Annotated in this window: 8 protein-coding genes and 1 pseudogene; 2 read left to right on the top strand and 7 right to left on the bottom strand. The window is 73.9% G+C overall.

Translation table 11 applies throughout. The annotated features are described in order from the left end of the window. Positions 1-157: 157 nt before the first annotated feature. Positions 158-1177, top strand: a complete 1020-nt coding sequence (locus ABD330_RS25280; RefSeq protein ID WP_344468286.1) for an LLM class flavin-dependent oxidoreductase — start codon at positions 158-160, stop codon at positions 1175-1177. Positions 1178-1376: 199 nt separating this feature from the next. Here ABD330_RS25280 and ABD330_RS25275 read toward each other — a convergent pair whose 3' ends face one another. Together ABD330_RS25275 and ABD330_RS32545 are read right to left on the bottom strand one after the other, a co-directional pair. Then, positions 1377-1916 carry a hypothetical protein gene (locus tag ABD330_RS25275; protein WP_344468285.1) on the bottom strand — a complete coding sequence of 180 codons (540 nt, stop codon included), beginning with the start codon at positions 1914-1916 and terminating at the stop codon, positions 1377-1379. Positions 1917-2084: 168 nt separating this feature from the next. Next, positions 2085-2518 (bottom strand): annotated as a pseudogene (locus tag ABD330_RS32545) (DUF4232 domain-containing protein). An 821-nt stretch (positions 2519-3339) separates the two neighbouring features. Between ABD330_RS32545 and ABD330_RS25265 the strand changes: the two are divergent. Then, positions 3340-4089 carry a SpcZ gene (locus ABD330_RS25265; protein WP_344468283.1) on the top strand — a complete coding sequence of 250 codons (750 nt, stop codon included), beginning with the start codon at positions 3340-3342 and terminating at the stop codon, positions 4087-4089. A gap of 39 nt (positions 4090-4128) precedes the next feature. On the opposite strand, the gene ABD330_RS25260 is transcribed toward ABD330_RS25265, so the two are convergent. From ABD330_RS25260 to ABD330_RS25240, 5 genes are all read right to left on the bottom strand, one after another. Further along, positions 4129-5001 (bottom strand): TauD/TfdA dioxygenase family protein, encoded by an 873-nt coding sequence (locus ABD330_RS25260; RefSeq protein WP_344468282.1) that lies wholly within the window; start codon positions 4999-5001, stop codon positions 4129-4131. A 48-nt stretch (positions 5002-5049) separates the two neighbouring features. Continuing rightward, positions 5050-5742: a hypothetical protein gene (locus ABD330_RS25255; protein WP_344468281.1), complete on the bottom strand. Its 693-nt coding sequence runs from the start codon at positions 5740-5742 to the stop codon at positions 5050-5052. After that, positions 5705-6754 carry a GSCFA domain-containing protein gene (locus ABD330_RS25250; protein ID WP_344468280.1) on the bottom strand — a complete coding sequence of 350 codons (1050 nt, stop codon included), beginning with the start codon at positions 6752-6754 and terminating at the stop codon, positions 5705-5707. The genes ABD330_RS25255 and ABD330_RS25250 overlap by 38 nt, the downstream gene beginning before the upstream one ends. Before the next feature lie 73 nt (positions 6755-6827). Next, on the bottom strand, positions 6828-16031 hold the full coding sequence (locus ABD330_RS25245; RefSeq protein ID WP_344468279.1) for an amino acid adenylation domain-containing protein: 9204 nt from the start codon (positions 16029-16031) through the stop codon (positions 6828-6830). Next, positions 16031-20038, bottom strand: a complete 4008-nt coding sequence (locus ABD330_RS25240; protein WP_344468278.1) for a non-ribosomal peptide synthetase — start codon at positions 20036-20038, stop codon at positions 16031-16033. Before ABD330_RS25240 ends, ABD330_RS25245 begins: the two co-directional genes overlap by 1 nt. Positions 20039-20560 lie beyond the last annotated feature (522 nt).

The following is a 20560-nucleotide window of genomic DNA, read 5'->3' as shown; positions in this document are numbered from 1 at the left end:
GCGTGAGTGTTGCCCCTGATTGCATTTCCGATGAGGCACTTGAGCGCCGGGGACCGGTGTGTGACGGTGGGCCGGATGTCCGGTGACCTGAACCCGGGCCGTGGAAGCCGAACCGCGCCGCTCGCTGCCGAGCCGTCGCGGAGGACGGAGGAGAACGGTGCCGTCGCCCTCGCACCCGCTTCGCAAGCTGGGATTTCTGACCATCGGGCTGTTCGACCCAGCCGACCCCGGCCACGGACACGAGTCGACGCTCCGGCTCATCGAACTCGGCGAGCACCTGGGATTCGACAGCGCCTGGGTGCGCCACCGGCACCTGCAGTACGGGATATCCTCTCCCGTCGCCGTGCTGGCGGCGGCCTCGCAGCGCACCAGCCACATCCAGCTGGGTACCGCGGTCATCCCGCTGGGGTGGGAGAACCCGCTGCGGCTGGCCGAGGACCTGGCGACCGTCGATCTGCTGTCCGGCGGCAGGCTCAATCCCGGCATCAGCGTCGGACGCCCCGGACACTACGATCAGGTCGCCCCGGCGCTCCACCCCGACACCGCCGAAGCCGAGGACTTCGGCTACGAGCGGGCGCGGCGGCTGCTGGACTTCGTCCGGGGCGAGCCGGCCACCGACTTCAGCGGGGTCGAGGGCATCGAGGTGTACTCCGACCGGGTCCAGCCTGTCGCGCCCGGCCTGGCAAGCCGCATGTGGTACGGCGGCGGGAGCCTGCGTTCGGCGCGGTGGGCGGGTGAGCAGGGGCTGGGCCTGCTGACCAGCAACGTGGTGCGGGCGGAGGAGTCGCAGGACTTCGCCGAGATCCAACGCTCGCAGATCGCCGCCTTCCGGGCCCACCACCCCGAGGGCGCGCACGGCCGGGTCTCCCAGGGGCTGGTCGTCATCCCCACCGACGGTGCGTCGGCACGGCAGCGTGCCAAGTACCGGGAGTACGTGCTGAACCGGACCCCGCGCACCACGGCCCCGCAGGGGCCGGCGCGGATGATGTTCGCGCCGGACCTGATCGGGACGTCCGCGGAGATCGCCGAACAGCTCTACAGTCATGCCGCGTTCCGGGAGGTCGACGAGGTCGTCTTCGCGCTGCCGTTCACCTTCGACCACGAGGACTACGTGCAGATCCTCACCGACATCGCCACCGGTCTCGCCCCCGCGCTCGGATGGCGGCCGACGCTCTGAGCCTGCGACGCTCCGCGCCGCCGGGGGGCGCCCGCCGGCCCCGGCTCCGGCCGGCTCACGGCCGCACCGTGGGAACCGGCTCCCGCCGAGGCGACGGCCGGGTCGCGCACCACCGTGTTCGAGGAGACGACCGCCCGGGCACTCCCGGGCGGACGGACCGGCATGCCGGCCGGGAGGTCCGTGAGCCCGGGGCGGCGGTTCAGTGTCCCGCGGCCAGCTTGACCAGGACGACGACCGCTCCCACCGCGAGGTCCAGCAGACCCACCACCAGGGCGGCGACCCGGCTGGTGCCCATCCGCAGGCCGGCCGCGCAGCCCCAGCCGAACAGCGCGGCGGCGCCGAGCCAGGCCGCCGTGTACAGCGCGGTGCGCAGGGAGAGTGCCCCCAGTGCGGAGAGCGCGATGAGGAGCAGCGGACCCGCGGCAGCGGTGAGCAGAGGGCTGCTGACGTAGAGCAGCCGGCGCAGTTCCGAGCCGCGCGCGACGCTGCCGAACACGACCATGTGCGCCTGCTGATCGGCGATGACGGTCGCCAGCCACAGCCCGAGTGCCGCGGAGATGACGGTGAGTGCCGCTCCGCCGTGCGAGAGGTGTTCCGCCTGGGCGAGGCCCAGCGCCACCGTCATCAGCGTGAGCGTGGCGTACAACTGCTCCTTCAGGTTCTCCGCGAACACCGCGGGAGGCGGCTCCTGCCCTGGAACCAACCCCGCACCGTCCGCCGACGCTCCGTCATCGCGCATACGCCCACGGTAGGAGCGCGGGCCCTGGTTCACCGTCACTTCCCTGCCGTGGCCAGGGCGTGTCGTTGCGGACACGCCGCGACCGGCAGGGCGGCAGCGCGGACGGCATGGGTGCGGACGGAAGCACTCTCGGGCCCGGCCGCACCCGTGGCCCGCGCGCGGCCGGTGCTATCCGGGTGGCTGTGTGCCGGCGGCGGTTTCGGCGGGGCCCGGTCGGCCCTGGGGCTCGTCCTTCTTCCACGGGCCGACGCCGAGCCGGCCCGTGGTGCCCAGGTCGAGTTCCGGGATCACCATGACGGGGTCGGATCCCGGCTCCGCCCACACCCTCAGGTAGGGGGCGTTCACGGGCGTGCCCGCGGCGGCGTCGACGGTGTTGCGCCAGACCAGTACGGCGTAGGCGCGCTCGCCGGGTTTCAGGGCCAGCGGCTCGGGCGTGCCGTCGGCCCCGTGCCGGTGGCGATGGCCCCGCCGCCCCGCAGGACCTGCACGGTGTCGACGACCTGGTGCCGTTCGTCGAGGAGTTGCAGCCGCGGGTAGCCGTCGAGCCGGCTGGTCTGCGTGCCGCAGTTCTCCAGGTGGAGGCTGACGGCGCGCAGCCCCATGGCGGCGTCACCGGCATCGGTGTACACCCGGATCCCCGACCTCGGGCAGGGCCCGCCGGGGGCGGCTGCCTCCTCGCCGGGGACGCTGCGTACCGTGGCGATGCGTACCTGCGGCCTGCCTCCCGCGTCCGGCAGCCGACCGCTGGTGACGCTGCCGTGCACCGTCCGTCCGGGCGCGACGGAGGCCACCGTCTGCTGTGCGGTCGCCAGCGCCTCGCCGGAGGCCGACCGGAACTCGAAGGTGACCGAGTAGGTGGCGGGCGCGGCCCCGCTGTTGGTGACGTCGAACTCGGCGCAGGCGCCGCTGAGGGCCGTGATCCTGACCCCGTCCTTCTCCAGGTCCGAGGGATCTCCGGCCAGGGCCCGAGCACCCGTGGCCGGCCGGGCAGCGGAGGGCGGAGCTCCGCAGGGCACGTCACCGGGCAGGGCGGCGGTGGTCGGCGCTGGTGCGCCGCTCCGCGGGCCCGCCTGCTGCGGTCCGCACCCGGCGAGCAGCAGGGCGCCGGCCAGGGCGACGGGAAGAGGGAGGAGGAGGCGGCTGCGCATGGACCGAGTCGATCACGACCGGGCCGTCATGGCTGTGATGCGGCTCATCCCGTCGGCAACAGGCCTGTCACAGCGTGGCGGGTGGCACGGACGGACAGCGCCGGTTCGCGTCCGGCCCGTTCGCCGGAAGGCCGTGGACGGGCGGCGGCGGGGGCTCCACAAAACGCGGTGCTGCTCGTAAGGTGATCATCAGTCACCCTCACTCCGCTCCGGACCGGCCAGGGCTCAGCACCCGCCGGGCCGGCCCGCGGATCACCAGCCCAGGAGTCGCGCCCATGACCACACCCGCAGCCGCCGTGGAACCGCTGACGTTCGAGCTCTTCCTCGCCTCCCTCGGCGGCGACGCAGGTGCGGCCGGGCCCGAGTGGCTCAAGGGTGTGGGGGAGGCACTGTTCGAGGTGATGGCGGCGGACGCGGGGCGGGAGTGGGCACGCCGGGTGCACCGTGAGCTGGTCCGGCTGGACGGCGAGGTCCCCTTCACCGTCGTCCACGACTGGCACCACCGCAGCGTGCAGCCCGTCCTGGCTGAGGCGAGCACGCGGCGCGGCGGGGACGCCGCTCGCCACCGGGCCGTGGCAGACCTGCACGAGCGGGCGTCGAACGGCGAGCGGGTCGGCGAGCCCGCCTGGACGGCCGCACTCGGGCCCGCGCTGCGGGAGATGTACGGGTACGCCTACCCCTATGCGGACGCCTACGCCGCGGCCGCCTCGGCGGCGGGCGCGTACGCGTCGGCGAACGGCTACGGCGAGGACGAGGCGGCGGCGTACGGCGCGAGCTACGCCGAGCTGAACACCGAGGCCAACGCGCGGGCGCACGCCGACGCGAACGCCCTCGCGAACGCCCCTGCCGTGGCACGCGCGTTGGCGGCCTCGGACCCGGCGGCCTACGCCGCCACCTACCCGGCCGCCCGGGTCCGGGCCGTCGTCCGGGCCTACGCGGAGCAGGACCGGACGTCGGCCGGGGACGTCGGCGCGCGGCTGGCGGACGGGCTCGCGGACAGCCTGGCCCGGGCCGCGGCGGTCTGACGGCGGCCGCCGGGCGGCGGGCCGGACCCCGGGCCCGTCTCAGGCCTTCAGCGGGCCGCCGTTGATCGCCACGCGCTGGCCGTAGCGGGTGAGCGGGTGGTAGTCGTAGGTGGCGTGGTGCTGAACGCAGCGGTTGTCCCAGAAGACCAGCGTGTTGGGGGTCCAGCGGACCCGGCAGTGCAGCAGCGGGCGCTCGGAGATGACCCTGAAGAGCATGTCGAGCAGCGCCCGGCTCTCCTCGGCCGACAGCTGCGGGATGCGGCCGGTGTAGGCCCGGTTGACGTAGAGGATCCTGCGGTCGGTCTCCGGGTGGCGCACCACCAGCGGGTGCTCGCTCTTGGGGATGACGTAGTCGGCCGGCGGGGTGTAGCCCTGGAGGGCGATGCCGCCGTCGTGCACGGCGGTCAGGCCGTCCAGCAGGCCCCGCATGGTCGGTGACAGCATCTCGTAGGCCAGGTGCATGTTGGCGAACAGGGTGTCGCCGCCGCTGCCGCCCTCCGGGATGCGGGTGATGTGGAGCATCGAGCCGAGGGAGGGTTCGGCGTCGGCCGTGCCGTCGGCGTGCCAGCCGTTGCCGGCCACGTTCTCCGACTCCGGGGCGGTGCTGATCTCCAGGATGTACGGATCGCCGTCGACCGGGGGCGGGTTGACGGGGCGGAGCTCCCCGAAGTGGGCGGCGAGGCGCTTGTGGTCCTCGGGCGTGATGATCTGGTCGCGCAGGACCAGCACGTGGTGGTCGAGGAACGCGGCCTTGAGCTCGGCCAGTTGCTCGTCCGGCAGCTCCCGCGAGAGGTCGATGCCGGTGACCTCGGCGCCGATCACCGGGGTGATCGACTTGACCTCGATGGTCCGGTACTGCCGTGCGGGCCTGGTGGTGAGCTGCTTGACGGCGTCGAGTTCGTACTGCTCCATGAGGTTCTCCTGAGTGGGGCGGGGAAGGTCGGGGCGGGGAAGGGTGAACTACAGTCCGCGTTCCAGCAGTTCGGCCAGGATCAGGCGGCCGAAGGCGAGATTGCCGTGGATCGCGTCGGCTGGTTCGCACAACTGGGGCCGCTGGAAGCCGTGTTCGTCGGTGGTCCGGGCCCGCAGGTCGACGATCTCGACGCCGAGGCCGGTCAGCGCGTCCCGGACGACGTCCTGGGCCGCCATGAAGACCAACGGATCGGCGTGTGCCGGTACGCGCTGCGGCGGCAGCACGGCCAGCACCCGCAGGCCCAGGCTCAGCGCGTGGCCGTAGAAGGCGAGTGCGGCACGGACTGAGGCACGGACGATGTCGGCGAACAGCGCACTGGACAGGAAGCCGGGCGTCAGCCCGCCCGGGCCCCGGTAGAGCTGCCAGTTGTCGGCGGTGGCCACGAAGTGGACACTGAGCCCGAGGGTCGAGACCACCGGGACCCCGGCGGCTCCGAGGCCGGGTGCCTGCAACCCGGACAGGAAGCCGCGGTAGAGCCGCTCCGCCTCGGGCGCGTGGAACACGACGTCCGCGTCGCGCGGTTCGAAGAACTCGTCGGTGAACTCCCGTCCGGCTCCGAGCGGTCCGCCTTCGAAGGGCAGCCCGGCCGCCTGTGCGGCCCGTCCGATCGGGCCGGCGTGCGAGTCGCCGAGCAGCAGGAACCTAGCGGGGGCGGTAGTAGTCGAGGACGGCGTCTTCACAGGGGTCTCCTCCCGGTCCTGCGGTGGGGGTCAGGGACGGCCGCGGCTGGGGGCCGGGCGCGCCGAACGCGCCGAGGAAGTGGCGTAGGACGAAGGCGACGCCTTCGGGGGTGACGGTCCGCAGATTCGGCTCGTACCAGGAGCCCTTGAAGGGGGCGCCGGTGACGAGCTCGTACGACGGGAAGTAGTCCACGTACGCGTGGTCCCGCGCCAACTGCCCGGCGACGGCGCGCAGGACGGACTTGGAGTGGCTGTTGGCACTCAGCACGTGCTCGCCGGTCGCCGTCGCGGTGAGCGGGACGGGCGAGACGGTGAGCAGGATCCGCAGGTCCGGATTGGCCGCGCGGGCGACGGCGAAGGCCGCGAGCAGGTCGCGGTGCACCTCGTCGAAGGAGGCCTGGTGGAAGACGTGCCGCCCGGCGTCGAAGGTGCCGCGTACGGTGCCGGGGCAGACCGGGTACGTGGTGCCGTCGGCGCCGTCCCGCCAGGACTCGGTCAGCCCCAGGGTGAAGACCAGGCAGCTCGCCGTGGTGATGCCACGGCGGATCGCCGCGAGGGTCGACTCCCTGGCCTCCAGCAGCTCTTCCTCGGACGCGTAGCCGTCCGGTTCGACGGCCGGGCGGTAGGGGTCGTGGTACCTGCCCTCCTCCAGCCAGGTGGTGCGGGGCGCGGCGGTGTGGCCGAAGGCCCAGGAGAGCCACTGGTGCAGGACGGCGGGGGTGTAGATGTTGCCGGTGCGGAACGAGAACAGGCCGTAGTGCCGGTCCCTGCGTTGCTCCTTGGTCAGCCCGGGAGGGGCTGGTTCGGTGTCGCACCAGTTCATGCCGCGCTCCAGCAGGGCGCGGCCGATGTGGGCGGCGAAGCAGGAACCGGCGGTCAGGACGGGATCGTCCTGGCCCAGGGTGAACTTCGGGGTCCAGAGGTCTTCGACGGCGAGCGGGTCGGGTTCGGCCACGGCCGGGCGCCAGAAGGCGCGAACCGGCAGCGACTGATAGGGGTTTGCGGGGCTCACGGCAGTTCGTCTCCGAGAGTGGGGCGGCCGGTGACGGCCGGGCGGGGGCGGGGGCGGACGGAGGGCCTTGGTGTCATGCGGGATCGGGTGCCGCGTCCAGGGCCGCGTTGATCGCGTCCGTCACCGCGTGCACGTACGGCGGCCGGACGATGCCGTAGTGGGTGGTGGCGAGCCGGTGCCGGCTCCCCGGAGCCGGGAAGTACGGCTCCCACGACCTCAGTTGCTCGTCCGTCGTGCCCTGGCGGGGCAGGCCCTCCACCGGCTGCTCCGCGAGCCACAACCGGCCCGGCGTGGTGGACGGCCGCGGCAGCTCATGGCCGGCCATGCTCGCCAGGTTGGCCCGGCAGCACTGCGCGAGCCGTTCGGCGTAGGCCTTCGCCTCCTCGGTGAACACCGCGCCGGTGTCGCCGAGTTCATGGGCGAACACGGCTTCGAGCTGTGCTTCGTCGTAGCCCTGGAACAACGCCCCCGAGCCGGGCGCCGGCGGGTCGAGCAGATAGAGCCCCTGCGCCGGCCGGCCGGAGGCCTCCGCCTCGGCAGCCATGCCCATCGCCGTCCAGGCGCCGAACGACCAGCCCGCCAGGTACAGGCGCTGCGTGCCTTCGGCCAGGTGTCCGCGCAGTGCCTCGTAGTAGCGGCGCGCGCGCTCGGCCAGCGGCCACCCGGGCGGGGCGGCCCGGTGCGGGCCGGTCCGGCGCAGGGCGGGGTCGGCTATCAGGCAGACGGTCAGCCGCCGGTCGATCGCGGACACCAGGGACCGGTAGGCCTGGATGTCGCCACCGACCGGGTGCACCAGGCACAGCACGTCGCGCCCGGTGCCCTGCTGCCAGACCTCCACCGTCACCTCGTCCGCCCCGCCCGTGTCGCCCGTGTCGCCTGTCTCGCTCGGGGCGGCCTCGGCGAGCCGGGCCAGGATCTCGTTGACGCAGACCTGGTGGCTCAGCCGGGACAGTTCGAGTTCGACGCCGAAGTGCTGCTTGACCGAGCCGATCAGGTCGAGCATGGTCAGCGAGTCGGCTCCCAGGTCGTACAGGGCCTCGTCCGGATCGATGTGTTCGACGCCCAGCCACTCGCAGAGCCGGTCGGTGAGGAGGGCGGCGGGGGAGAGATCCCGCTCGGAACCGGAACCGGAACCGGAACCGGAACCGGAACCGGAACCGGAACCGGTAGCGGCCGGAGTGGGGAGGGGTGCGGTGTAGAAGACCCGGGACTCCTCGATCTCCGTGGCGGAGACGAGGAGTTGGGGCAGCTGCAGCGCCACGGCCCGGGCGAACACCCGCTTGCCCTCCTCGACCGTCAGGCCGGTCGCCAGATGGGCCTGGTGCCGGGCGTCCGTGGCCGGCACGCGCAGCGCCATACCCGTCTCCCGCCACACGTCCCAGTCGATGCCGATCCGCGCGGTGGCCTGCGGGTCCGTCCCGGCGCCGCCGGGGCGGTGGTGGGCGAAACCGTCGAGCAGGCCGTTGGCGGCGGCGTAGTCGAGCTGGCCGACGCCGCCCAGCAGGGCGGACATGGAGGAGCAGTAGACCGCGAGCGCCGGCGCGTACCGTTCGATCAGCCGCTCGACCAGCAGGGCGCCGCCCAGCTTGGCCGCCTGGCCGGTCGCCGAAGCGTCGCGCCGGGCGATCAGGCCGCCCGATCCGATGCCCGCCGCGTGGACCACGCTGTCGAGCCGCGCCGTCCGGCCGCCCACCCGCCGCAGGATCTCCTCCACTCCGGAGTCCTGGGCGAGGTCCCCCTCGATCAGGTCCACCCGGTCGGCCCAGGGCGCTAGTTGAGCAGGCAGCGCGGGCCGTCTGGCCAGCAGCAGCACCCGGCCCCCGGTCTGCTCCAGCAGCCAGGCCGCGACACTCGCGCCGATGCCGCCGGTGCCGCCCAGTACCAGGTGGACGCCGTCGCCCCGCGGGACCGCCGGGGCAACGGCCTCGTCCACGGCCACCGGTGAGACGACCTGCCGCCACCAGTAGCCCTGCCGCAGGGCCAGCTGTCCGGCGAGTCCGGTGGTCGCGCCGTGCCCCCCGCCGAGCAGGGCGGCCAGTGGTGCCGCCCAGTCGGCCAGGGCGGCGCTGGGCAGATCCACCCAGCGGCCGTCCACGGCGGTCTCCTGCGGAGCGACCTCGGTGATCCCGGCGAGCAGCCCCAACTCCGGTCGTTCCACGGCTCCTTCGACGGACCGCGCCGCGTACGACAGCCACCACACGCGGGGTCGGGTCGCACCGGAGGTCCCGGCCAGTGCCTGGACGAGGGCGGCGGGCGCGTCGACGCACGCCCAGTGGGCCTGCTGCACGGAGCGTCGGCCGACCGGGCCGGCGACCCCCAGGGGCAGTGCGTGCAGCCAGTCGACCTCCTGCCCTGCGGCCTCTGCGGTCACCGTGTCGAGCAGTCGGCGCAGCGCATCGGGGTCGGTCGGGTCGACCTCGAAGACGTCGTCCCCGTGCCGGGCGAAGGCGTCGGCCGCGCTCACCCGCAGGACCCGGGTGTACGCCGCCTCGAACGCCCGGATCGCCGCAGCGGGCGCCGGGCCGTCCGTGACCACCACCAGCACGGCGGATCCGCGGGCGCCGCCCGCGGTGTTCGCGCGGCGCAGCCGCACCCAGTGCGGCTGGCTGAGCCAGTCGCTCTCCGCGAGCCGCTGCGGGCCCTCGGGGGCGGGGCCGTCCGGGGTGGCCGTGGCACGCGCGAAGTCGTACTCCGCCAGTTCGAAGGCCGGCGGGGGGAAGTCCCACGGCGCCTGCGCCGGGCCCTGCGGCCAGTCGACGGCGTACCCGTCCGTCCAGGCCTCGGCCAACTCCGGAGCCGACCGGCCCGCTGCCGCCAGGGGCGTCGCGTCCCGGTCCGTCGGCGCGGCCGGTACGGCCGTGCGCAGCCACGCCACCGCGGCCGACACGTCGGGGCAGACCGCCGCCAGGCGCCACGGCCGGGCCGGGCGGCCGGCCTGCAGGTGCCGCAGCACCTCGCCGTAGGCCTCGGGGCGGGCGGCCAGGTAGTCGGCGATCCGTGCGGCGTCCATCCGCAGGGCGGCCGCACTGCTGCCGGACAGGACGAGGCAGCCGTCCGGGGCTGCCGCCGTCCGGGGGGACACCGGGACGGCCTCCAGCACCACGTGGGCGTTGGTGCCGCCGATGCCGAAACTGCTGACGGCCGCCACCCGGGGCCGGTCGTCGGGCCAGCTGCGGGCGGTTGTCGGGATGTAGAAGGGGGTCGGGTCGGCGGCTATGTGCGGGTTGAGGGCCCGGAAGTCGACGTTGGGCGGAATGAGGCCGTGGTGGACGCTCAGGGCGGCGCGGATCAGGCCGACGACTCCGGCGGCGGCGCCCAGGTGGCCGATCTGGCTCTTGACCGAGGTCAGCGCGCAGCGGCCGGACTCGGCGACGCCGAACGCCTGCCGTAGCGCGTCGACCTCCACCGGGTCGCCCAGGCGGGTGCCGGTGCCGTGGGCCTCGACGTAGCCGAGGTCCGCGCCGGTGTGCCCGCTGCGGCGCAGGGCGGCGCGGATCACCCCGCGTTGGCCGGCGAGCGAGGGTGCGCTGTAACTGAGCTTGTCGGAGCCGTCGTTGTTCAGCGCGGAGCCGGTGACGACCGCGTACACGGTGTCGCCGTCGCGCCGGGCGAGCCGCAGCGGTTTGAGCACCACCACGCCGACGCCGCTGGCGCCGATCGTGCCGCTCGCGTCCTCGCTGAAGGGCCGGCAGTGGCCGTCCACGGAGAAGATGTGCTGGGGCTGGTAGCGGTAGCCACCGGTCAGCGACGGGTCGACGAGCACACCGCCGGCCAGCATCACCTCGGCGTCGCCCTGGCGGAGCAGACTCGCGGCGAGATGGACGGCGACCAGCGAACTCGCGCAGGCCGCCTGGGCGGTGAAGGCCGGACCGGTCAGCCCGAGGTGGTAGGCGGCCTTGGTCGCCAGGAAGTCCTTCTCGTGGTGCAGGGCCATCCGGAAGCCGTCGGGCAGCCACTCGGGGTCCGCCTCACGCAGCATGGCCTGGAAGTACGTGTTCTCGCCCGCCCCGGCGATCAGGCCGACTCGCGGCCCGGACGAAGGATCGCCGATTCCGGCGTGGGCCAGCGCCTGCGTGCAGGCCATCAGCAGATGGCGCTGCTGGGGGTCCATCAGCCGGGCGTCGTAGCGGCTGATGCCGAAGTGACCGGGGTCGAACTCCAGCGGCCCGTCCAGCTGGCTGCGCGCCCCGACCAGGCCGTCCGCCGCGTCGAAGTGTGCGATGCCCCGGCCGCCGGTGGTCACCATCTCCCAGAAGGCGGCCAGGTCCGGGGCGCCGGGCAGGCGCACGGCCATGCCGATCACCGCGATCGGTTCGTCCTGCGCCACGGCCTCGGCCCGGGGGCTCGTGCTGCTGCCGGCCGACCGCCCGGGCCCGTCGAGGAACCGGGCCAGCCTCCGTACGGTGACGTGTTCGAACAGGTCGGCGACGGTGAAGACCAGGCCCAACTCGGTGGTGCAGCGCAGGTGGTAGCGCATCAGCGTGAGGCTGGACGCACCGGCGTCGAAGAACGACCGGTCGGGCGCGATGGCCGCGCCGGTCACCGTCTCGAACGCCTCGGCCAGCCGGGCTTCGAGCTCCGACAGCGCGGGTGCGGCGCCGGAGTGTCCGCGCAGCTCCTCGCCGACGGCGTGCAGTACTCTCGTGCGGTCGAGCTTGCCGCTGGGGGTGCGGGGCAGGGTGTCGAGTCGCCGGAAGCGGTCGATCCGCACGTAGGCGGGCAGCAGCGCGGCCAGGTGAGCGGTGAGTTCCTCGACCGTGGGGGTCCGGTCGCGGGACTGGAAGCAGGCCACCAGCAGCCGGCCGTCGCGGGCCACCACGGCGTTGACGATCTCCGGGTGCCGCAGCAGGGCCACCTCGATCGAGCCCAACTCCAGCCGGTGACCGCTGAGTTTGATCTGCTGGTCGTCGCGGCCCAGGTAGTGCAGCAGGCCCTGCCGGTCGAAGTGGGCCCGGTCGCCGCTGCGGTAGAACAGGCCCAGGCCCGGCAGTTCGACGAAGCGTTCCGCGTTCGGTCCGCCCTCGCCCAGGTAGCAGCGCTCGGCCATCGTGCCACCGATGAGCAGGTCGCCGGGGCAGCCGGCCGGGACGGCCTGGCCGGCCTCGTCCACCACGCGCAGCACGGCGCCGGCCACCGGTCGGCCGATGGCGGGGCGGTCCGGCCAGTGGGCGGGGTCGCCTTCGAGGCACAGGCTGCTCACCACGTGCGTCTCGGTCGGGCCGTAGTGGTTGAACAGCCGGGCTCCCGGAAGACCGGCGAACCAGCGGCGGATGGCCTCGGTGCACACCAACTGCTCGCCTGCGGTGACTACTTCGCGCAACCTGGCGGGGTAGCGGCCGAGGTGGACGGCGTGCTCGGCGAGGAGTTGCAGGGCCACGTAGGGCATGAAGACGCGCTCCACCCCCGCCGACTCCAGCTGCGCCAGCAGGGCCGGCCCGTCCTGCCGCCAGCCGGGCCGCACCAGGTGCAGGCGGCCGCCGCCGCAGAGCGTGCCGAAGATCTCCTGGAAGGAGACGTCGAAGGAGAGCATGGAGAACTGCTGGGTCACGGCAGGTGCGCCGAGGCCTCCCGCCTCCGCCTGCCACTGGAGCAGGTTGCACAGGGTCCGGTCCGACACCTGGACGCCCTTGGGAGTGCCGGTGGAGCCCGAGGTGAAGAGGGTGTAGAGCGGCCGGGTGCCGTCGTGCGGAGGGAGGGCGGGCGCGGGTACGGCGACCGGGGCCAGTGCGACGGGGTGGCGGACCACGCCGCCCGGGTCGACGGCGTCGAACGCGGCTTCCCCGCCCGGCGGTAGCAGGACGCACAGCGGCTCCGCCTGTTCCAGCACCAGCCGCAGCAGGTGCGGCGGGTAGGACGGGTCGAGCGGCACGATCGTCAGGTTGAGCCGGGCCAGTGCCAGCAGCGCCACCACGTGCTCGACACACGGTTCGAAGTACAGCGCGACGCGGCGCGGGCGCTCGTCCCCCGCCTCCACCGGGTACGCCGACCGCAGGTCGGCGGCGAGCGCGGCCGCGTGGGCGTCGAGCTCGGCGTAGCTCAGCGTGCGGAGACCGTCGTCGAGGGCGGTCGCCGCCGGGGTCCGGGCGGCCTGCCGGGCGAAGCCCTCGGCCACGGTCCGGTACGTCAGCTCCGCCGTCGGGCCGTCGCCGTGCCGGGGGAGGGCGGCACGGTAGGGCGCGGCCAACTCGGCCACGGTGACGGACTCGTCGGCGGCGAGCAGATCGAGGCCGCGCCGGAGCAGCCCGGCCATCGCCTCGACCTGTTCGGCCTCGAAGTGGTCGGCGGCGTACTCCCAGACGAGGTCCAGGTCACCGGCGTGCTCGACCACGAACAGGGTCATGGGGCACTTGGCCTCGGCCGGTGCCCACCACAGCGGGCGGGCCGTGCAGGACGGCAGGGCCAGCGCCGCGAAGTCGGTGTTCTCCTGGACGAAGAGGACGTCGAACGGCGGCTGCCCCGCCGCCGGCCCGAGGTCGGCCAGCACGTCGGAGAGCGTGACGTCCTGCCGGTCCAGCACCTCGCGCACCCCGGCGCCCAGGCGCCGCAGTTGGCCGCGCAGTTCCTCGCCGGGCGTGACGGCCAGCGGCAGCAGCACGGTGTTGGCGAACATGCCGACGCCCGCCTCGAACTCCTGCACCGGCCGGTTGGCCACCGGAGTGGCCACCCGCAGGCCGGTCCGGCCGGTCACGGCGTACAGACTCCAGGCGAACACGCCCAGCAGCAACTGGAAGCGGGTCAGCCCGAGTTCGGAGCAGAGCCGGTCGACGTGGGCCCGGCGCACGACGTCCAGGGCGGTGTGCAGCAACCGTCCCTCGGAGTACGGGCGGGCGTGGCCCGGCTGCAGCGGCTCGGCGGTCCGCTCCGATCCGGCGTAGTGGTCGCGCAGTTCGGCGCGCTGGGCGAGGTAGCCCGGGTGGGCGGACCATTCGGCCTGCCAGTGGGCGAAGTCCAGCGGAGTGAGCGCGGGCCGCTCCTGGTGCGGCTGGTGCTGCTGGTACCCGGCGGACAGGTCGCGGAAGAGCACGTTGAGCGACCAGCCGTCGACGGCGATGTGGTGCAGATGGAGCAGCAGGACGCCGCCCCCGTCCTGCGGCAGCCAGCAGGCGCGGAGCATCCGGGGCCGGGACAGGTCGAAGGGGTGGGCGAAGAACTCCTCGGCGAAGGCCCGTTGGCCGCTCTCATCTTCGGGCGTGGCGGTACCGGGGTCGGTCCAGGGGTCGTACGGCTCGCCCACCACCTGGCGCAGCCCCTCGGGCGTCGCCTCGAACCCGGTACGCAGCGCCGGGTGCCGCTCCACGAGCCGGTGCAGTGACCGCCGCAGGAACGCCGGGTCGACCGGGCCGTCGATCCGTACGGCGGTGGTCACGTCGTAGGCGCGGGAGCGCGGTGAGCGCTGCTGGAAGAGCCACAGCCGCTGCTGCTCGCTGGTGGCCGGGGCGGTCCGGGCCCCGGTCGGTCCGGACGGCACGGGGTAGTGCGCGCTTCCGGCGGCGCGGGCGGCGGAGACGGCCTCGGCGAGCGCGGCGAAGTCCCCGCGCAGGACGGCGGACTGCGGCAGGTCGCAGCCCCAGCGGCGCCTGACCTCGAAGCGCAGCCGCAGCGCCTTCAGCGAGTCGCCGCCGACGGTGGTCCAGCTGTCGTCGAGCCTGGGGCCGGGTGTCCCCAGCACCTCGGCCACCAGCTCCAGCACCTCGCGCTGCCAGGCGGTGGCGACGGGGCCGGAGCCGTTCGTCCGTCGCCAGGGCTGTCCGTCGCGGGCCAGCAGGGCGGCCTGGTCGACCTTGCCGTTGGCGTTCAGCGGCAGCGCGTCGAGGAGGTAGAGGTGGTGAGGCCGCATGTAGGCGGGCAGGCCGGCCGCCAGGTGCCGGTCGAACTCCTCGAAGGTCAGCTCGCCGTCGGGCACCAGGTAGGCGAGCAGCTCGTTCGGGCCGTACCCGCCGTCGCGGCGGGTACAGACGTATGCCTGCCGCACGGCCGGGTGCTTGACGATCTGCCGTTCCAGCTCGCCCGGTTCGATCCGGAAGCCGCGCACCTTCACCTGGCGGTCGGCGCGTCCGACGTACTCCACCACGCCGTCGGCGTCGGCGCGCACCAGGTCGCCCGTCCGGTAGTGGAGGTCGCGGCCGTCGTCGTACCAGGGCAGCCGGACGAAGCGCCGTCCGGTCTCCTCGGGCAGGTTGCGGTAGCCGGCCGCCAAGCCGGGCCCGGCCAGGTGGAGTTCGGCGACCTCGCCGGGCGCGGCCTCCCGGGCGGTACCCGGGACGACCAGGACCGCCCGGGTGCCGGGCAGCGGGCGCCCGATCGGGACGACGTCCGCGTCGAAGTCCCGGGGGACGGGGTGGCAGAGCGCGAAGGTGGCGGTCTCGGTCGGGCCGTAGACGTTGTGCAGCCGGGTGCCGCTGTCCGCGTTGTGGCGGTACCAGCGCCGGATCAGCCGGGCGTTGAGCTGCTCGCCGCCCACCAGCACCTGCCCCACACCGGCGAAGCAGTCGGGGACGGCGTCCACCACGGCGTTGAAGAGCGCCACGGTGACGAAGAGGGTGTCGATCCGCATCCGCAGCACCGCCGCCGCCAGCCGCTCCGGGGTCTGGACGTCCGCGTCGGCCAGGATCACGCAGCAGCCGCCGGTCAGCAGCGGCGCCCACATCTCGAAGTTCAGCGCGTCGAAGGCGGGATTGGACATGCAGGAGTAGCGCGCACCCTGCGGCAGCTCGATGTACCCCGGACGGGCCAGCCGCAGCACGCCGCGCTCCGTCACCTCGACTCCCTTGGGGAGACCGGTGGTTCCGGAGGTGTAGAAGAGGAAGGAGACCGGCGACCCGGCGAACGGGGCCTCGGGAGCGGCCCGGTGCGCGAGGAGGCCGGCCACCGGGAGCGCGCGTACGCCGTCGGGCAGGTCCCCGGGCACGGTATCCCCGTGGACCAGCGCCACGGCGGCGGAGTCGGCCAGGATGTGACGGCGGCGCTCCGGCGGGCTCTGCGCGTCGAGCGGCACCACCTTGGCGCCGAGCCGGAGGATGCCGAGCACGGCGCAGACCAGCTGCCAGGAGCGGGACAGGTGGACGGCCACCGCCTGGCCGGGCCGGACTCCGCCGCTGCGCAGCGCTTCGGCCACTGCCGCGCCCGCCGCGTCCAGGGCGGCGTAGTCGAGCCGCTTGTCGCCGTCGGTCAGCGCGAGCGCGTGAGGGGTCCGCACGGCCCAGGCCTGTACGCCCTGGGCGAGGCCGGTGACAGGTGCGGGACCGGATTCGGGGCCGGGGTTGACGTCGGTACGCATCACGCCTCCCGCACGGTGGTGCGGGCGGACGGGCCGGAGAAGCCCGGTGCAGGGTCCGGCACCAGCTCCGCCGCGATCAGCTCCGCGATCCGCGGCACCGCGTCGCTCTCCAGCATGTCCCAGTGGCCGCAGCCCACCGGCTCCACCGACAGGCCGTCGCCGCACCGCCGTTGCCAGAACGCGCGGGCCTCCCGCTCCACGTCCTCGTCCTCCCCGGAGGCCTGGACGAACACCAGCCGGGCCGGTGACGGCGGTACGAGGTAGTCGCGGGCGGACATCCGGTTGTGGTTGTAGATCCGGAAGTACCGGTCGATCTGCTCGTCCTCGATGCCCGGGTACATGCCGTTGAACCTGACCAGCTTCTCGCGGAACTCCGCCGCCTCGACGGGTGTGATCGCGGCCCGCTCCTGCGGGTCGTCGGTGCCTCGGGTGTCGAGCAGGACCACGCTGAACCGTGGGTGCCCGACCTCGGCCAGCAGCCGCCCCATCTCGTGGGCGACCAGCCCGCCGTAGGACAGCCCGCACAGGACCAGCGACTCGTCCTCCAGCGGCTCGACCAGCTTCAGGTACGCGTCCGCCATCGCCTCGACGGTGGGCAGTGGCGTCTCGCCCGGGTCCAGGCCGGGCGACTGGATGCCGTACACGCCGATCTCCTCCGGCAGCGCGGCGGCGAGCGACAGGTAGCAGAAGGCGGTGCCGCCGGCCGGGTGGACGCAGATCACCCGGCTCCGTCCGTCGCCCTTCCTGAACTCGATCAGGCTGCCGCCGCGCTGCCGGGCCGCGCCGGTGCGCAGGCGCTCGGCCAGGGCCTCGATCGTCGGGTGCGCGATGACGTCACGGATGGGCAGGCTGTCGCCGAACTCCTCGCGGACGGCCGCCGCCACCTTGATGGCGGAGATCGAAGTGCCGCCGAGCTCGAAGAAGTTGTCGCTGATGCCGATCGCGGGGTGCAGCAGTACGCGCTGCCAGATCCGGTGGAGGGCCATCTCCACGTGGTCGCGCGGGGTGGCCGTGTTGACCTGCTGCGGAGCGGCCGTCCGGACCTGCCGCAGCACCTCGGCGCGGTCCAGCTTGCCGCTGCGGCTCAGCGGGAGCGCGGGCAGTTCGAGGAAGAGCGCGGGGATCATGTAGTCCGGCAGCCGCCCGGCCAGCGCCGCGCGCCACTCGTGCGGCCGTCGAGGCGTGGCGTCGCCCCGGCCGACGGCGGCCACCAGGCGCAGTTCGCCGGCCTCGTCGCGGTCGGCGAGCACGGCCGCCTCGCGCACACCGGGTACGGCGAGCAGCGCCGCCTCCACCTCACGGGGTTCGATCCGGAAGCCGCGCAGCTTGACCTGGTCGTCCCGGCGGCCGATGAACTCGGCGTTGCCGTCGGGCAGTCGGCGGGCGAGGTCGCCGGTGCGGTAGATCCGCCCGCCCGGGACGAAGGGGTCGGGGAGGAACCGCATCTCCGTCAGGTCTGGCCTGTTCAGGTAGCCCGCGGCGAGTCCGGCGCCGCCGGTCCAGAGCTCGCCGGTGACCCCGGCGGGGACGGGCCGGAGATGTTCGTCGAGCAGGTAGAGGCGGGTGTTGCCGAGAGGCCGGCCGATCGGGCAGGGCCGGTCGAGAGGCTGCGGGTCGGTGTAGAAGGTGCAGTAGAGCGTGCTCTCGGTGGGCCCGTAGCCGTAGCAGATCCGCAGGCCGGGCAGCACCTGCGTCATGCGGTGCAGCGCGGTCTCCGGGAGGGACTCCACGCCGGTCAGCAACTGGCGCAGGGCGAGCCCGGCCAGGCGCTCCTCGGGCGCCTCGTCGATCCACCGGACGTACGCCGGGGGCAGGAACGCCTGCACGATGCGGTGCCGGCGCATCCACTCCATCAGCGCCTCGGGGTCGGCGCGCAGCTCGTCGGGGACGACGTGCAGCACGGCGCCCGTGGTGAGCGGCAGCAGGAGTTCGTGGATCGTCGCGTCGAAGCCGATGCTGGACCAGGCGGAGGTCGCCTCACCGGGGGTCGCGCCGAACCGGTCGAGCCAGGTGTCGAAGAGGTTGAGCACACTGCCGTGCGTCACCGCGACGCCCTTGGGGCGGCCGGTGGAGCCCGAGGTGTAGAGCACGTAGGCCAGGTCGGACGGGCCGGCCGCGACTGCGGGGGCGTCGTCACGCGCGCCCTCCGCCTGGACCGTGCGCAGGTCCTGCCAACCCTCGCCGGCGGGACCGCCGGCGGCGTCGGTGGTGGTCAGTACCAGGGCCGGTACGGCGTCCGCCACCATGGCGGCCAGCCGTTCGACGGGCTGGCCGGGATCGAGCGGGAGGAAGGCGGCACCCGCCTTGAGGATGCCGAGGACACCGACCACCAGGTCCGTGGACCGCCCGGCGTGCAGGCCGACCACCTGGCCGGGGCCGATGCCGCGCGCGATCAGCGCGTGCGCCAACCGGTTGGCGCGGCGCGCCAGTGCGGCGTAGCCGGTCCGCCCGTCGGCGCAGACGAGTGCCGGTCCGTCCGGGCGGGTCCGTACCTGTGCCTCGAAGCGTTCGACCAGGCCGCCGAGTCCCGACGGCGGTACGGCTGCGGCGCCCTGGGTGGCGTCCCAGTCGGTGAGCAGCCGGTGGCGCTCGTCCCGGTCCATCAGCGCGAGCCCGGCCACCTGCGCGTCGGGCTCGGCCACCATCAGGGCCAGCACCCGTCGCAGGTAGCCCGCGTAGCGTTCGGCGGTCCCATGGTCGAACAGGGCGGTGGCGTAGTCGAGATGGCCGACCAGGCGGCCGCCCTCCTCGGCCAGTGACAGCGCGAGGTCGAACTTGGCCGCGGCGAAGGGTATGTCGAGCGGCTCCGCCTCGACGCCGGGCAGGTCCAACAGGCCGCTGCGCGACGGCTGCCAGGCGAACATGGTCTGGAACAGCGGCGGATGGGCGTTGCTGCGCGGCGGGTTGACGAGCTCCACCACCCGCTCGAACGGCAGGTCCTGGTGGTCCAACGCCCCACGGACGGCGGCGCGGGTGCGGCCCAGCGCGGTGGAGACCGTTGGCGCGCCGCTCAGGTCGACGCGCACGGCCAGGGAGTTGACGAAGAAGCCGATCAGCCCGGCGAGATCGCGGCTGCGCCGGTTCGCCGTCGGCACCCCGACCACGATGTCGGTCTCCCCGGCCAGCCGCGACAGCACCAGGGACCAGCCGGTCAGCGCGGCGACGAAGAGGGTGCCGCCGTGCCGCCGGGCGAGTGCCCGCAGGCCGGCCGTCAGCTCCTCGTCCAGGCTGACCACCACCCGGCCGCCGCGGTGGTCCTGCTCGGGCGGGCGCGGCCGGTCGGTCGGCAGTTCGAGCAGGGGCGGGACGCCGGCCAGCTGCTGCTGCCAGTACTCCGCCTGCGTGGTCTGCTCCGCGCCCTCCATCCACCCGCGCTGGCGGCGGGCGTAGTCGGCGTACTGGAGCGGCGGCGGCGGGAGGGGGTCGTCGTCACCACGGAGGAACGCCGAGTAGAGCGCGGTCAGTTCGCGCATCATGACGTCCATGGACGATCCGTCGAAGACGGTGTGGTGCATCGTGAGCAGCAGGGCGTGGTGGTCCGGGGCCAGGGTGACCAGGCGGCCTCGGGCCAGCGGGCCGGTGCCCAGGTCGAAGGGCGCGGTGGCCTCCGCGCGTTGCAGCGCGGCCAGCCGCGCCTCGGGGTCGGGTACGCCGGTCAGATCGTCCGTCAGGAGCGGGTAGCCGATGTCCGGCCGGTCGATCCACTGGTGCACCTCGCCGCCGGTGGCGACCAGCCTGGTCCGCAGCACCTCGTGCCGGGCGACGATCGCATCGAGCGCCCGGGCCAGCACCCCGCCGTCCAGCGGCCCGCGCAGCCGGTGGACGACCGACTCGTTGTAGGCATCGCCGGCACCGGTCAACTGCGCCAGTGTCCACAGCCGTTGCTGCGCGAAGGAGAGCGGCTGCGGTTCGTCCCGGCGGGCCGGGGCCGACTCGTCGGCGGCCTGGCCCGGCCCGTCGCGGTGGCTGCTGGTCGTCGTTGCGGGAGAGGTGCGTATGGTCGGCAAAGCCAGCTCTTTCCTCTGATCGGAGGACAGTTGGGGAGGCGTGGGGAAACGACTCGCCGGCCCGGCGGCGGGCGCGAGGGATGACGACGGCTCGACGGGTGCGCCGCTCGGACGGCGGGCACCGGGTGTGTCTCGGCGGTGCTCCCGCAAGGGGGGCACCGGGGCTGTTCCCCGTTCAGGCGGACTCGGCGTCCGGCGGTGAGCGATGACCGCGTACGGCCGACGCGGGCACTACGGCCGCCCTCTTCCGTGCGCCCCCTTGTGGAGCGGACTTCCGGCAGGGCCTGTCTTCACCATCTCACCCACCGCGTGCTCGTTTCCCGGCAGGCCGGGCAGTCGTCGGTCGACCGCCCGAACAGGGAGAAGACTTGACTGCCGTTCCGATCCAGCGTCTGGCTTGATGATTGATCATGTCGCCGGAGGTGTCAATGCCCGATCTCCTCCGTATGAGGAACACGGGTTTCAGGGCCTGGAGCAGGCAAGCAGTCCGGAGACCGGCCGTTCGTGGGCCGTCGCACCGAC

Origin of the sequence: Kitasatospora kazusensis (assembly GCF_039529945.1) — a bacterium.
Taxonomy (GTDB): domain Bacteria; phylum Actinomycetota; class Actinomycetes; order Streptomycetales; family Streptomycetaceae; genus Kitasatospora; species Kitasatospora kazusensis.
The sequence above is the reverse complement of the archived record's forward strand: the minus strand, read 5'-3'. Positions and strand labels throughout refer to the sequence as shown.

What these genes read in the sequence shown, in the direction of transcription:
- ABD330_RS25275 (WP_344468285.1), bottom strand. Translation starts at nt 1,916, where the DNA reads ATGCGCGATGACGGAGCGTCGGCGGACGGTGCGGGGTTGGTTCCAGGG.
- ABD330_RS25265 (WP_344468283.1), top strand. Translation starts at nt 3,340, where the DNA reads ATGACCACACCCGCAGCCGCCGTGGAACCGCTGACGTTCGAGCTCTTC.
- ABD330_RS25260 (WP_344468282.1), bottom strand. Translation starts at nt 5,001, where the DNA reads ATGGAGCAGTACGAACTCGACGCCGTCAAGCAGCTCACCACCAGGCCC.
- ABD330_RS25245 (WP_344468279.1), bottom strand. Translation starts at nt 16,031, where the DNA reads ATGCGTACCGACGTCAACCCCGGCCCCGAATCCGGTCCCGCACCTGTC.